Annotated in this window: 15 protein-coding genes; 13 read left to right on the top strand and 2 right to left on the bottom strand. The window is 65.3% G+C overall.

What is annotated here, in order from left to right; genetic code table 11:
• Positions 1–250: 250 nt before the first annotated feature.
• The 6 genes from ACM0PY_RS15860 to ACM0PY_RS15885 are packed head-to-tail and all read left to right on the top strand — an operon-like array spanning position 251 to position 5095.
• Entirely contained in the window at positions 251–727 is a 477-nt protein-coding gene (locus ACM0PY_RS15860; protein WP_021202927.1) for a DUF2244 domain-containing protein, read from the top strand.
• Between the two features lie 11 nt (positions 728–738).
• On the top strand, positions 739–1695 hold the full coding sequence (coxB, locus tag ACM0PY_RS15865) for a cytochrome c oxidase subunit II (protein WP_053498721.1): 957 nt from the start codon (positions 739–741) through the stop codon (positions 1693–1695).
• A gap of 59 nt (positions 1696–1754) precedes the next feature.
• Complete coding sequence (gene ctaD, locus ACM0PY_RS15870) at positions 1755–3362, top strand: cytochrome c oxidase subunit I (protein ID WP_005407790.1); 1608 nt, start codon at positions 1755–1757, stop codon at positions 3360–3362.
• An 8-nt stretch (positions 3363–3370) separates the two neighbouring features.
• The gene (locus ACM0PY_RS15875; protein WP_134972619.1) at positions 3371–3619 is read left to right on the top strand and encodes a hypothetical protein; all 249 of its coding nucleotides are present in this window, start codon (positions 3371–3373) and stop codon (positions 3617–3619) included.
• A complete protein-coding gene (locus ACM0PY_RS15880) occupies positions 3616–4206 on the top strand; it encodes a cytochrome c oxidase assembly protein (RefSeq protein ID WP_134972618.1) in 591 nt (196 codons plus the stop codon). The genes ACM0PY_RS15875 and ACM0PY_RS15880 overlap by 4 nt, the downstream gene beginning before the upstream one ends.
• Before the next feature lie 13 nt (positions 4207–4219).
• Positions 4220–5095 carry a cytochrome c oxidase subunit 3 gene (locus ACM0PY_RS15885; protein WP_005407793.1) on the top strand — a complete coding sequence of 292 codons (876 nt, stop codon included), beginning with the start codon at positions 4220–4222 and terminating at the stop codon, positions 5093–5095.
• Between the two features lie 20 nt (positions 5096–5115).
• Here the strand turns inward: ACM0PY_RS15885 and ACM0PY_RS15890 are convergent, their stop codons facing one another.
• Entirely contained in the window at positions 5116–5334 is a 219-nt protein-coding gene (locus ACM0PY_RS15890; RefSeq protein WP_049416782.1) for a twin transmembrane helix small protein, read from the bottom strand.
• A 57-nt stretch (positions 5335–5391) separates the two neighbouring features.
• On the opposite strand from ACM0PY_RS15890, the gene ACM0PY_RS15895 reads away from it, so the two are divergent.
• The 7 genes from ACM0PY_RS15895 to ACM0PY_RS15925 all read left to right on the top strand — a co-directional run bounded on the left by ACM0PY_RS15895 (position 5392) and on the right by ACM0PY_RS15925 (position 11218).
• The gene (locus tag ACM0PY_RS15895; RefSeq protein ID WP_072169022.1) at positions 5392–6108 is read left to right on the top strand and encodes an SURF1 family protein; all 717 of its coding nucleotides are present in this window, start codon (positions 5392–5394) and stop codon (positions 6106–6108) included.
• 95 nt (positions 6109–6203) lie between these two features.
• The gene (locus ACM0PY_RS15900) at positions 6204–6773 is read left to right on the top strand and encodes a redox-active disulfide-containing membrane protein (RefSeq protein WP_069140018.1); all 570 of its coding nucleotides are present in this window, start codon (positions 6204–6206) and stop codon (positions 6771–6773) included.
• Between the two features lie 10 nt (positions 6774–6783).
• The gene (locus ACM0PY_RS15905; protein WP_180886011.1) at positions 6784–7947 is read left to right on the top strand and encodes a COX15/CtaA family protein; all 1164 of its coding nucleotides are present in this window, start codon (positions 6784–6786) and stop codon (positions 7945–7947) included.
• 4 nt (positions 7948–7951) lie between these two features.
• A complete protein-coding gene (cyoE, locus tag ACM0PY_RS15910) occupies positions 7952–8845 on the top strand; it encodes a heme o synthase (RefSeq protein ID WP_180886013.1) in 894 nt (297 codons plus the stop codon).
• 141 nt (positions 8846–8986) lie between these two features.
• A complete protein-coding gene (locus ACM0PY_RS15915; protein ID WP_134972433.1) occupies positions 8987–9793 on the top strand; it encodes a calcium-binding protein in 807 nt (268 codons plus the stop codon).
• A gap of 298 nt (positions 9794–10091) precedes the next feature.
• On the top strand, positions 10092–10466 hold the full coding sequence (locus ACM0PY_RS15920) for a hypothetical protein (RefSeq protein ID WP_180886017.1): 375 nt from the start codon (positions 10092–10094) through the stop codon (positions 10464–10466).
• 5 nt (positions 10467–10471) lie between these two features.
• A complete protein-coding gene (locus tag ACM0PY_RS15925) occupies positions 10472–11218 on the top strand; it encodes a hypothetical protein (protein ID WP_134972435.1) in 747 nt (248 codons plus the stop codon).
• A gap of 89 nt (positions 11219–11307) precedes the next feature.
• Here the strand turns inward: ACM0PY_RS15925 and ACM0PY_RS15930 are convergent, their stop codons facing one another.
• A complete protein-coding gene (locus ACM0PY_RS15930; RefSeq protein WP_065179432.1) occupies positions 11308–12279 on the bottom strand; it encodes a bile acid:sodium symporter family protein in 972 nt (323 codons plus the stop codon).
• Positions 12280–12293: the final 14 nt, after the last annotated feature.

A 12293-nucleotide genomic window follows, 5' to 3' on the forward strand; every position in this document is an offset into this window, starting at 1 on the left:
GGCGATTTTAATCATTTTTGAGGCCTTCGGAAGTGCCACGCAGACACCTTCATGAAGGGCTGATAGCCACTAACGGTGGTGGATTCGGCGTGTTCAGCAAACCCGGCGATGTTTGTGCTGAATTCGTCATCCGTGCCGCCGACCGCATGCTGTGTTGCAGCATCGGAAAAAGTGTGAATGCACCCTTGCTACCGGCGAGAGGGCGGGGCTACCATCGAGACGTTTCCCGCGGCAGGAACGCGGTTGCGACATGATCGAGGTGCTTCCAGCTCCGGATGGGTCAGGTACGCAGCTGCGGCTGCGTCCCCCACGGGCGCTCGATGCCCGGCAGTTCGTCCTGTTGTTCACCGTGTTGTCGGGTGCGATGTGGCTGGTGTCCGCCCTCGGGTGGTGGGCCGGCAATGCATTCGCCCCCCTGTTCGCGCTGCTGTACAGCCTGGTGCTGGCGGCGGCGCTGCGTGCCTTGTGGCGCAGCGGTGAACGGCAGGAGGAGATCCGGGTAGTGCCGGCGTACGTGGAGGTCATCCCCGTACCCGGTGGATCGCCGGTGTTCCGGGCCCACCCGCACTGGGTGCGCCTGCTCACCGACGATGAGAGGGTCCGGCTGGCATCCAGCGGCCGGCAGGTGGAGGTGGGGAGTTTCCTCGCGCCGGCCGAACGCCAGACGCTCGCAGAGACACTTGAAAGCTTGCTCGCCGCCAGCGATGGCGGCAACCGACGACGCTAAGGGTCTAGGCAATGAAGCAAAGCAGCAGGTGGGGCACGAAGTGCGTGAACGCGGTTGCCGCAGTGCTGGCGACCGGGGGACTGATGCCGGCGTTGGCCTGGGCCCAGGCGGCCGATCCCAAGCCGTGGCAGCTGAACATGGGCAAGGGGGTGACCCAGACCTCGCGCCTGGCCTGGGAATCGAACAACCTTTCGTTGATCATCTGCACGGTGATCGGCGTCATCGTGTTCGGCGCGATGGCCTACGCCATCTTCAAGTTCCGCAAATCCAAGGGCGCGGTCGCCGCCACCTTCAGCCATAACACCAAGGCCGAGATCATCTGGACGGTGATCCCGGTGATCATCTTGATCGTGATGGCGTGGCCGGCCACGGCCAACCTGATCAAGATGTACGACACCCGCGATGCCGAGATGACGGTCAAGGTCACCGGCTACCAGTGGATGTGGAAGTACGAATACCTCGGGGAGAACGTCACCTTCACCAGTCGCCTGGACCGCGAGTCCGACCGCGTGCGGCAAAGTGGCATCGTGCCGACCCGTGAAAGCCATCCGCACTACCTGCTGGACGTCGACAACCGGCTGGTGTTGCCGGTCGATACCAAGGTGCGTTTCGTCATCACCTCCGACGACGTGATCCACGCCTGGTGGGTACCGGCGCTGGGCTGGAAGCAGGACGCCATCCCCGGCTTCATCAACGAAGCCTGGACCAGCATCGAGCAGCCCGGGGTGTACCGCGGGCAGTGCGCCGAGCTGTGCGGCAAGGACCACGGCTTCATGCCGATCGTGGTCGAGGCGGTGTCCAAGGAGGACTTCAAGCAGTGGCTGGCGCAGCGCAAGCCTGCACCGCCGGCCGAGCCCGCCCCCCCTGCGGCACCTGCAGAACCGGCTGCCCCTGCGGGCGAAGCACCGGCGGCACCTGCTGCTGCCGAAGCCGGCAACGCACCTGCGGTTGCGGCCAGCGGCGCGTGATGTAAAGCCCGCGGCCGCTCGCGGCCGTGGTGACAACCGATTCTGAGAGGTGTTTTGCAATGGCGCACTCGGCAGTTGGGCACGACGATCACCATCACCACCAGAGCTTCTTCGAGCGTTGGTTCTTCTCGACCAACCACAAGGACATCGGCACGCTGTACCTGGGTTTCAGCTTCATCATGTTCATCATCGGTGCGGCGATGAGCGTGGTGATCCGCGCCGAGCTGGCGCAGCCGGGCCTGCAGTTCGTCAAGCCCGAGTTCTTCAACCAGATGACCACCGTGCATGCGCTGGTGATGATCTTCGGCGGCGTGATGCCGGCGTTCGTCGGCCTTGCCAACTGGATGATCCCGCTGCAGATCGGTGCGCCGGACATGGCGCTGCCGCGCATGAACAACTGGTCGTTCTGGCTGCTGCCGGTGGCCTTCAGCCTGCTGCTGCTGACGCTGTTCCTGCCGGGTGGTGCACCGGCCGGTGGCTGGACGCTGTATCCGCCGCTGTCGCTGCAGGGCGGCTACAACGTGGCCTTCAGCGTGTTCGCCATCCACGTGGCCGGCATCAGCTCGATCATGGGTGCGATCAACATCATCGCCACCGTGCTGAACATGCGCGCGCCGGGCATCGACCTGCTGAAGATGCCGATCTTCTGCTGGGCCTGGCTGATCACCGCCTTCCTGCTGATCGCGGTGATGCCGGTGCTGGCCGGTGCGGTGACCATGCTGCTGACCGACAAGTTCTTCGGCACCAGCTTCTTCAATGCCGCCGGTGGCGGTGACCCGGTGATGTACCAGCACATCTTCTGGTTCTTCGGCCATCCCGAGGTCTACATCATGATCCTGCCCGCCTTCGGCGTGGTCAGCGAGATCATCCCGACCTTCAGCCGCAAGCCGCTGTTCGGCTACCAGGCGATGGTGTACGCCACCGCCGCGATCGCGTTCCTGTCGTTCATCGTCTGGGCCCACCACATGTTCACCGTGGGCATGCCCCTGGGCGGCGAGATCTACTTCATGTTCGCCACCATGCTGATCTCGATCCCGACCGGCGTGAAGGTGTTCAACTGGGTCAGCACCATGTGGCGGGGCTCGCTGACGTTCGAGGCGCCGATGCTGTGGTCGGTGGCCTTCGTCATCCTGTTCACCATCGGTGGCTTCTCCGGCCTGATGCTGGCGATCGTGGCGGCCGACTTCCAGTACCACGACACCTACTTCGTGGTTGCGCATTTCCACTACGTGCTGGTGACCGGCGCGGTGTTCGCGCTGATCGCGGCGGTGTATTACTGGTGGCCGAAGTGGACGGGACGGATGTACAGCGAGAAGTGGGCCAAGGTGCACTTCTGGTGGTCGATCGTGTTCGTCAACCTGCTGTTCTTCCCGCAGCACTTCCTCGGCCTGGCCGGCATGCCGCGTCGCATTCCGGACTACAGCGTAGCGTTTGCCGACTGGAACCTGATCAGCTCGATCGGTGCGTTCGGCATGTTCGTCACGCCGTTCATGATGGCCGCGATCCTGCTGTCCTCGCTGCGCAACGGCGAGAAGGCCGAAGCACGCAGCTGGGAAGGTGCACGCGGGCTGGAGTGGACGCTGCCATCGCCGGCACCGGCGCACACCTTCACCACGCCGCCGACCATCCGTCCGGGGGATCTGGCGCATGACGACATCACGCATTGAGGTGGGGCATGCATAACGAGAGCCCACTGCAGACCTGTAGGGCCGAGCCATGCCCGGCTGACGAAAAGCAGCCGAGCATGGCTCGGCTCTACAACTACGAAGAGCAGCCGACCAGCGGTCGGCTCTACCAGAGCGACAGCCAGAGCAATGGCATCGAACAGCAGCGCCAGCGTGCCCGGCGCACGGCGATGTGGGTCGGCGCCATCGCGGTGCTGGTCTACGTCGGCTTCATCCTCAGCGGGGTGATCGGCCGATGAGCGAGGCACCGGCCAGCACGCGGTCACCCAGTGCCGGGCTGCCGCGCCTGATCGGCGTGGCAGTGGCCGTCTTCCTGCTGACCTTCTCGCTGGTGCCGCTGTACCGCATTGCCTGCGAAAAGGTATTCGGCGTACGCCTGGAACGCGGCCCGGGTGGTGAAGCCAGTACGGGTGCTGCAGCTGGCAAGCGCACCGTGCGGGTGGAGTTCGATGGCGGCGTCAATTCGCGCCTGCCGTGGTCGTTCCATCCCGAGCAGCTGACCATGGACGTGGTGCCCGGCGAACTCAACGAGGCGCTGTACTTCGCCCGCAACGACAGCCAGCAGGCAGTCGTTGGCAGCGCGGTGCCTTCGGTGGCGCCGGCCCGCGCGTCGGGCTTCTTCAGCAAGACCGAGTGCTTCTGTTTCACCGCGCAGACGCTGCAGGCCGGCGAGAAGCGCGACATGCCGGTGCGCTTCATCGTCGATCCGGACCTGCCGCCGGAAATCAAGACGATCACCTTGTCCTACACCTTCTACCGCAACGACGCGTTGTCCGATCGGCTGGCCCCGGCCGCCACCCCGGACGGCGCGCACGCCGCACCCTGACCCGGATACCGACATGGCACAGACACCGACCGACGCCAACGTGTACTTCGTCCCGGCCCAGAGCAAATGGCCCTTCGTGGGGTCCATCGCGATGATGGTGACCATGGTGGGCGTGGCCAGCTGGCTCAACGATGCCAGCTGGGGGCGCTGGACGTTCTACATCGGCATCGCGATGCTGGTGTTGACCCTGTTCTGGTGGTTCAGCGACGTGGTGCGCGAATCGCAGGCCGGCAACTACAACCACCAGGTCGATGGCTCGTTCCGGATGGGGATGATCTGGTTCATCTTCTCCGAGGTGATGTTCTTCGGCGCCTTCTTCGGCGCGCTGTTCTACACCCGCAACCTGGGCCTGTCGTGGCTCAGTGGCGAAGGCCGCGGGGTGATGACCAACGAGCTGCTCTGGCAGGGCTACTCCGCCGGATGGCCGACCAATGGCCCGGCGGCGATCGGTGGTGCCTTCCAGACCATCCCGGCGTGGGGCCTGCCGCTGATCAATACGCTGATCCTGCTCACCTCCGGCGTGACCCTGACCATCGCCCATCACGCGCTGAAGGCCGGCAACCGCCGCCAGCTGCTGATCTGGCTGGGCCTGACCGTGGTGCTCGGCCTCGGTTTCCTGACCCTGCAGGCGGAGGAGTACATCCACGCCTACAAGGAGCTGAACCTGACGCTCGGTTCGGGTATCTACGGTTCGACATTCTTCATGCTGACCGGCTTCCACGGCGCGCACGTGCTGCTGGGCACGATCATGCTGATCGTGATGTGGCTGCGTTCGGCCAAGGGACACTTCACCCGCGACAACCATTTCGGTTTCGAAGCGGCCGCGTGGTACTGGCACTTCGTCGACGTGGTGTGGCTGATGCTGTTCCTGTTCGTCTACGTGCTTTGACCACGCACGCATCGGTGGCCTCAGCCGCCGACGCCGTGCGGCTTGATCCAGCCCATGTAGATGCTCACGATCACCAGTACGATCAACGCCACCGACACCGCGATGCGACGTGTCAGTGCGTTGACCGTGCGCTTGGTCTGGCCGCGGTCGACCAGCAGGTAATACAGGCCGGCGCCCAGGTTCCAGACGATGACGATCAGAAACGCGATTACCAGCAGGGTCTTCAGCGAATCACTCATGCGCGGCTCGAGGGCAGGGTGGGTGCGCCTATCTGACCGCGTTTGCGCGGACTTGTCATGATGCGCCAGCACACACGCGTGATCGGATGGTTGCTGGCCGTGCTGGCGATGGCCGGTTTCACTGCATTGGGGCTGTGGCAGCTGCAGCGCATGCATGCCAAACAGTCAATGTTGGATGCGCAGGGGCCAGCGGTGGCTCAGGCGCTGCCGCTGGCGCAGGCCCTGGCAGCCCCCGGCGCGTTGCACGGTGTGGCCGACCACGGCCGCTTCCTGCCTGGCGTGGTGCTGCTGGACAACCAGACCCGGCATGGCCGTGCCGGCGTAAAGATCTATCGCCCGTTCCGCAGTGACGAAGGCAGCGTGCTGCTGGTCGATCTTGGCTGGCGCGCGCTGCCGCCGGATCGCACGCTGCCGGACATACCGGCGCCGCCTTCGCCGGTGGCGGTGCGCGGGTTGCTGGCGCCACCGCCTTCGGCGGGGCTGGTACTGGGCCCGGCGTTCTCCGCCACCGGTGAGGCCGGGCGCTGGCTGGCCAGCCGCTTGCCGGCCGAGGGCCTCGCCGCAGCGCTGGGCCTGCCAACGCTGCCCGAGCGGGTCCTGCGACTGGACCCGGCGCTGCCCTTCGGCGACGAGCGCGATCTGGACCTGCTGCCGAACACGCTGCCGCCTCAGCGACACCTGGGCTACGCCGTGCAGTGGTTCGGCCTGGCCCTGACCGTGCTGGTGGTGGCGCTGGTGCTGGAGCGGCGCAGGAGACGGCCCATCGCCCGGTAGTGCCGGCCGCTGGCCAGCAATCCCCGGATTCCTGGATGCCGGGCAGCGGCCGGCACTACCGGCATCGTTTACCCAACCATGAGAAAATGCCCCGCATGAACACTGCTACGTCCCCGCAGGCGCGCGGCTCCGGCCGCCGGACCCTGGTGCTGCTGTTTGCCGTGTTCTTCGGGGCGATGGCGCTGGCCGCGGTATTGCGCTTCTCCGGCTGGCAGCCCACCGGCCACCGCAATGCGGGACAGCTGCTGAAGCCGCCGGTCGATCTGCGCCAGCAGGCGCCGACCCTGGCCAGTGGCCAGCCCTATCCTTGGAACCCCGAAGCCCGCACCTGGCGCCTGCTGGTGGCGCCGGCCGGTGCCTGCGACGCGCAGTGCGTCACTTTGTCGCAGGGGCTGGGCAAGGTGTGGCAGCTGTTCGGCCATAACGCCGATAATGTCGAGATCCTGTGGCTGGGTACGCCACCGGCGTCGATCGCCTCGCTGCCCGCGCTGCGGCCGCTGGCTCCGTCGCCAGCCCTGCGCGCGGCGTTGCCGGGCGTCGATGATCCGGCGGGACTGCCGGTCTACGTGATCGATCCGAACGGCTTCGTGATCATGCGCCATGCCCCCGGCAGTGACCTGGGTGGCCTGCGCAAGGACATGGCCACGTTGCTGAAACTGAAGTGAGTCCCGTTTGATGAGCCTTTCCGCGCGTCCGGCGCTGCACCGCAATTTCCACCGCCTGGCGTGGTTCGCCATGATCATGACCGCGAGCACGATCATGTTCGGCGCGTTCGTACGCCTGTCCGATGCCGGCCTGAGCTGCCCGGACTGGCCGACCTGCTATGGCCAGGCCACCTGGCCGCAGCACGTGGAAGAGACCATCGGCCACCCGGCGGCGGAGATCCGCCCGCTGGAGACCCACAAGGCCTGGCGTGAGCAGGTGCACCGCTTCCTGGCCGGCGCGCTGGGCATCGAGATCCTGACCCTGGCCCTGCTGGCCACGCGCAAGCGCCGCTTTGGAACCACGGCAGTGGTGACCGCCTGCGTGCTGGTGGCCGCTGGCATACCGCTGTACATGATGGGCTGGCATGGCACCGCCAGCGCATTGGCTCTGATCGGCGAGGCGATCCTGCTGATCGCCGCGCTGCGCTGGAGCAACATCGACCTGGCACGCGCTGCACTGCTGACCCTGGCGGTGGTGATCTTCCAGGCCCTGCTGGGCATGTGGACGGTGACCCTGCTGCTCAAGCCCATCGTGGTGATGGGCCACCTGCTGGGCGGCATGCTGATGTTCGCCCTGCTGGCCTGGATGGCCTGGCGTGCGACGCACATGCCGATCACCCTGGCCGAGGCACCGAAGCTGAAGTGGCTGCTGCGCATCGGCCTGGCGGTGCTGGTCACCCAGATCGCACTGGGCGGCTGGGTCAGTGCCAACTACGCGGCGCTGGCCTGCGGCGGCGGCAGTGCCTCGCTGGACAACTTCCCGCGCTGTGCCAACCAGTGGTGGCCGCAGCACAACTTCGTCGAAGGCTTCACCCTGTGGCGTGGCATCGGCGTGGACTACGAAGGTGGCGTGCTGGATGGTGCTTCCCGTATCGCCATCCAGATGGCGCACCGCCTGTTCGCGATGGTGGTGGCCATCTACCTGCTGTGGCTGGGCGTGCGCCTGTTCCGGTTGCCGAGCATGCGCGGCTGGGCCAGCGCGCTGATCGCGCTGCTGGTGCTGCAGGTCACCCTCGGCATCCTCAATGTGAAGCTGGCGCTGCCACTGGAAGTGGCCGTGGCCCACAACGGCGTGGCCGTTGCCCTGTTGTTCGTGCTGGTCAGCCTGCTGGCCCGCCTGCGCGCCCCGGACTGATTCCATGTTTTTTAACTACCGCCAGTACTGGGACCTGACCAAGCCCAAGGTCGTCGCCCTCATTGTCTTCACTGCCCTGGTCGGCATGGTCCTGGCTATTCCGGGCGTGCCCAGCTGGGAGCAGGTGCGCGCCGGCCTGCTCGGCTTCCTCGGCATCTGGCTGGCCGCTTCGGCGGCCGCCGCGATCAACCAGTTGCTGGATGCGCACATCGATGCGCAGATGGCACGCACGTCGTGGCGCCCGCTGGTGGTCGGCAAGGTCAAGCCGTGGCAGGTGCTGGTGTTCGCCGGCGTGCTGATCGTGCTGTCGATGACCATCCTGGTGCTGTGGGTGAACCTGATCACTGCGGTGCTGACCTTCGCCTCGCTGATCGGCTACGCGGTGATCTACACCGTGTACCTCAAGCGCGCGACCTCGCAGAACATCGTCATCGGTGGCCTGGCCGGCGCGATGCCGCCGATGCTGGGCTGGGCTGCGGTGACCGGCATGCAGGGCTCGTCGGACTGGGCGTACTCGTCGCTGCTGGTGCTGATCATCTTCATCTGGACGCCGCCGCACTTCTGGGCGCTGGCGATCTTCCGCCGCGAGGATTACGCCAAGGCGGAGATCCCGATGCTGCCGGTGACCCACGGCGTGGTGCATACCCGCAAGCAGATCATGGTGTATTCGGTGGTGCTGGCGCTGGTCTGCCTGCTGCCGTACCTGGTGGGCATGAGCGGTGCGTTCTACCTGGGCGGCGCGATCGTGCTCAACGCGGTGTTCCTCTGGTATGCCTGGCGCATGCTCAACCCGCCGGATGAGCTGTTCTCGATGAAGATGTTCTACTACTCCATCGTCTACCTGATGGCGCTGTTCGCCTTCCTGCTGGTCGACCACTGGATCCTGCCCTGGTTGTGAAGCGCCACCTGTAGAGCCGAGCCCATGCTCGGCTGAGGGGGGATTGGAAGAGCAGCCGAGCGTGGGCTCGGCTCTACACTTGATCTCTTCCAGTGGCGTCGCCATTGCTGTTCCTGACCCCAGGGAAAGGAAGCAGCAGGGATGCATTCGTTCTTCCGTTGGACCACCGCGCTGATGCTGGCGCTGGGCATGGCCGTGACCGCGCATGCCGACGACACTACCGCGCAGATCCGCCAATACGCCGCTGACCATCGCCTGCTGGTGCTGGGCGAATTCCATGGAACCTGCGAGACGCCGCTGCTGGTGCGGCAGCTGGTGGACGACTACAGCCGCACCGGGCCGGTCCTGCTGGCGCTGGAACTGCCACGCGGGGAAACCCCCACGCTGCGCGATTACCTGGCTTCCGATGGCGGGGAGATGGCACGCCAGCATCTGCGCGGGCGTGCGTTCTGGACCCTGCGCGATGACCAGCATGACGGCCGTCGCAGCCGCGACATGCTGGCAATGATCGAAAGCCTGCGCGTGCTGAAGTCGCAGGGACGTGTGATCGACGTCGTTGGCTATGACGTCAACGCCAGCAAGGGCGGCAACCAGGTACGCGATGACCTCATGGCAGCCGAGTTGCGGCGGCTCTATCGAGGCCTACCGGCCAATGCGCGCATGCTGGTGCTGACTGGTAACGTGCACGCCATGCTGCAAAGGCCGCAAGGTATGCCGTCGGAAATGCAGATGCATCCGATGGCGTCGCAGCTGCGGGACCTGGATATCTACAGCGTACGGTTGGGCGCGCAACGTGGTCAGACGTGGGGATGCGCGGGCGGTTGCATGGCGCGGCCACTTCGAGAGCAGGTTGCCACGGGGCCGCGGGTCGCTGCCGGTGCGGAACGGCCGTACGACCTGTGGGTATGGATGCCGGAACTGAGCGTCGGGACGCTGGTGGATCCGTAGCGTCAGGCAATCCATCCACGCATGGTGTGGATCTACCCCAGACCATGGGTGACGTCGATCAGCAGTAGATCCACGCCATGCGTGGATGGGTCTCCTGATCCCGTGCATCCGGTTTCGGCTTTCCCTCCCCCAGGATTGCGCCGCGCCAAATAATCTACCGGGCAAGGTGTAGGGCTTTGCCGCGTCGCTGACTCCCCGCGAGTCATGGATCACAGATGCGGATGGATTTGCCAGGCAGGATGATCCGGAGTGGATACACAGGACGTGCGAGATCACTCGCAATTCTGTGGAGCAATCAATGAGAAGCCACTTTTCTCTGCCCATCGTTCTGGGTGCTGCGGTTGCCTGCCTTGCCGGCAATGCTTCAGCGGAAGTGAAAGCATTGAGCCGGGCGAACTGTATCGGATTCATCAATGAATCCGTTACCCACGATCGGCCTCAGTTTCGTAACTTCCAAGGGTCCGCCGTCACCAGACACATCCCGCTGGGGAACATCGAGCCAAAGCACGTCTTCGGTGCAGCCAACAACGGGCACTTCTCCTGGCGCTTCTACGCGGGGGATGGCTCCGATCCGGAGCGGATGGTCGTCCACGGCTATCACACATGGGTGCTGTACGGGCGCTTATTCACTCAGTCCACGAGCGCGGTCGACTGCCAACTTTCGGAGTGGTGAGCATCATGAATAAGCTTGTTTGCATCGCAATCTTATTGGCGATATCGATGTCCGCCCACGCGTCCGAGTCGGGTACAGATCCCGATCCGGTGGGACGGTGGCTGCACCAACGTGCCCTGCAGATGGCAATGCGGGATAAGGATTCGACTATGGGAAGGTTGTCCGCCGGCGTGGGCAGCTACCGCATCGTGCGATTGGCGGACCTGGACGCACCTGAAGAGGTGAAGCACCAGTTTCGTGCTGACATCGCGCGATCCGAAGGGGTGGTGCGGGTTGCGGAGGGCAGTATCCCGACGCAGGCCCAAATGCTTGCAGCCCTGCCTCGACGTCAGCGTTCGGCGTCGGAGCTGCGCCAGCGCCTGCCACAGCCGCCCAGCAGGCTGGAAGGCAGTCTCCTGGGCCCAGCCGAGATGATCGGCATGGAGCCCAGTGGTGCGTTGGATGGAGAAAAGTCTTCGGGGCTGACCCGCTTTTACCGGCTTCAAGGTGCCGGCATCGTTGAGTTCAGCGAGAACAACTTCCTCGCTGCGGGCACGCACATCGAAGCCATCGCCGAGGCGCAGAACACCACGGTCAATGGCGTACCTGCTCAACTGAGGAAGCGTGCTGATGGCGTTGGCCACACCCGGGTGGAGCTTGCCTGGACGGGCCGCAGCAAGACCTACAGTCTGGTGGCCACGGGTGAAAAAGGTAGCGACGTGGAGCGTAACGCGCGGTTGCTGCACGACATCGCAGCGGCCATCGTGGATTAGCGGCGGCGATCAGCCGAGCATAGGCTCGGCTCTACAGTAGATCCAAGCCGTGCGTGGATGGCGTTTCCGGCAACAACCCGCGTGCCCGATCAGGGCGCGCGCTTCGCATACCGCTGCGCGATCACGCCGCAGACGATCAGCTGGATCTGGTGGTAGATCATCACCGGCAGCACGATCGCGCCGAGGCTGCCGCCGGCGAACAGCACCTTGGCGATCGGCACGCCCGTGGCCAGGCTCTTCTTCGAGCCGCAGAACACGATGGCGATCTCGTCCTCGCGGTTGAAGCGCAGGCGGCGGGCGATGAAGGTGATCAGCGGCATGGCGATGCCGAGCAGCACGGCGGCCACGACCGCCACGGCCAGCAACGAGAGCAGCGGCGTCTTGCTCCACAGTCCTTCGGTCACCGCCTCGCCGAACGCCGAATACACCACCAGCAGGATCGTGCCCTGGTCGGTGTAACGCAGCAGCGCGCGCTGCTTTTCCACCCAGCCGGCAATCCACGGCCGCAGCAGGTGGCCGGCCACGAACGGCACCAGCAGCTGCAGCATGATGCCGCCGATCGCATGCAGCGGGTCGTGCACGCCACCGGAGGTGCCCGCCAGCGCGGTCAGCAGCAGTGGAGTCAGGAATACGCCGAGGATGCTCGACAACGAAGCACTGCACACCGCTGCGGGCACGTTGCCATGCGCCATCGAGGTGAACGCGATGGACGACTGCACGGTGGAGGGCAGGGTGCACAGGAACAGCACGCCCAGGTACAGCTCCGGGGTCAGCAGCCAGCCCGATAGCGGCTTGAACATCAGCCCCAGCAGCGGGAACAGGAGGAAGGTGCAGGCAAGGATGGTCAGGTGCAGCCGCCAGTGCAGCATGCCGCCAATGATCGACTCGCGCGGCAGGCGCGCGCCGTGCAGGAAGAACAGCGCGGCGATGGCGACGGTGGTGACGTCATCAAGGACGATGGCGGCGGCGCCCTTCATTGGCAGCAGCGAGGCCAGGCCAACCGTGCACAGCAGGGCGAGGGTGAAGTTGTCCGGTCGCAGGCGCGACCACCAGCGGGTCATGGTGGGCAGAGTCC

The organism is Stenotrophomonas sp. BR163 (genome assembly GCF_047520985.2).
GTDB lineage: Bacteria > Pseudomonadota > Gammaproteobacteria > Xanthomonadales > Xanthomonadaceae > Stenotrophomonas > Stenotrophomonas sepilia.

Bases quoted from the DNA above. Each gene is read 5' to 3' on its own strand.
- ACM0PY_RS15860 (WP_021202927.1), top strand. From the start codon at position 251: ATGATCGAGGTGCTTCCAGCTCCGGATGGGTCAGGTACGCAGCTGCGG.
- coxB (WP_053498721.1), top strand. From the start codon at position 739: ATGAAGCAAAGCAGCAGGTGGGGCACGAAGTGCGTGAACGCGGTTGCC.
- ctaD (WP_005407790.1), top strand. From the start codon at position 1,755: ATGGCGCACTCGGCAGTTGGGCACGACGATCACCATCACCACCAGAGC.
- ACM0PY_RS15875 (WP_134972619.1), top strand. From the start codon at position 3,371: ATGCATAACGAGAGCCCACTGCAGACCTGTAGGGCCGAGCCATGCCCG.
- ACM0PY_RS15880 (WP_134972618.1), top strand. From the start codon at position 3,616: ATGAGCGAGGCACCGGCCAGCACGCGGTCACCCAGTGCCGGGCTGCCG.
- ACM0PY_RS15885 (WP_005407793.1), top strand. From the start codon at position 4,220: ATGGCACAGACACCGACCGACGCCAACGTGTACTTCGTCCCGGCCCAG.
- ACM0PY_RS15890 (WP_049416782.1), bottom strand. From the start codon at position 5,334: ATGAGTGATTCGCTGAAGACCCTGCTGGTAATCGCGTTTCTGATCGTC.
- ACM0PY_RS15895 (WP_072169022.1), top strand. From the start codon at position 5,392: ATGATGCGCCAGCACACACGCGTGATCGGATGGTTGCTGGCCGTGCTG.
- ACM0PY_RS15900 (WP_069140018.1), top strand. From the start codon at position 6,204: ATGAACACTGCTACGTCCCCGCAGGCGCGCGGCTCCGGCCGCCGGACC.
- ACM0PY_RS15905 (WP_180886011.1), top strand. From the start codon at position 6,784: ATGAGCCTTTCCGCGCGTCCGGCGCTGCACCGCAATTTCCACCGCCTG.
- cyoE (WP_180886013.1), top strand. From the start codon at position 7,952: ATGTTTTTTAACTACCGCCAGTACTGGGACCTGACCAAGCCCAAGGTC.
- ACM0PY_RS15915 (WP_134972433.1), top strand. From the start codon at position 8,987: ATGCATTCGTTCTTCCGTTGGACCACCGCGCTGATGCTGGCGCTGGGC.
- ACM0PY_RS15920 (WP_180886017.1), top strand. From the start codon at position 10,092: ATGAGAAGCCACTTTTCTCTGCCCATCGTTCTGGGTGCTGCGGTTGCC.
- ACM0PY_RS15925 (WP_134972435.1), top strand. From the start codon at position 10,472: ATGAATAAGCTTGTTTGCATCGCAATCTTATTGGCGATATCGATGTCC.
- ACM0PY_RS15930 (WP_065179432.1), bottom strand. From the start codon at position 12,279: ATGACCCGCTGGTGGTCGCGCCTGCGACCGGACAACTTCACCCTCGCC.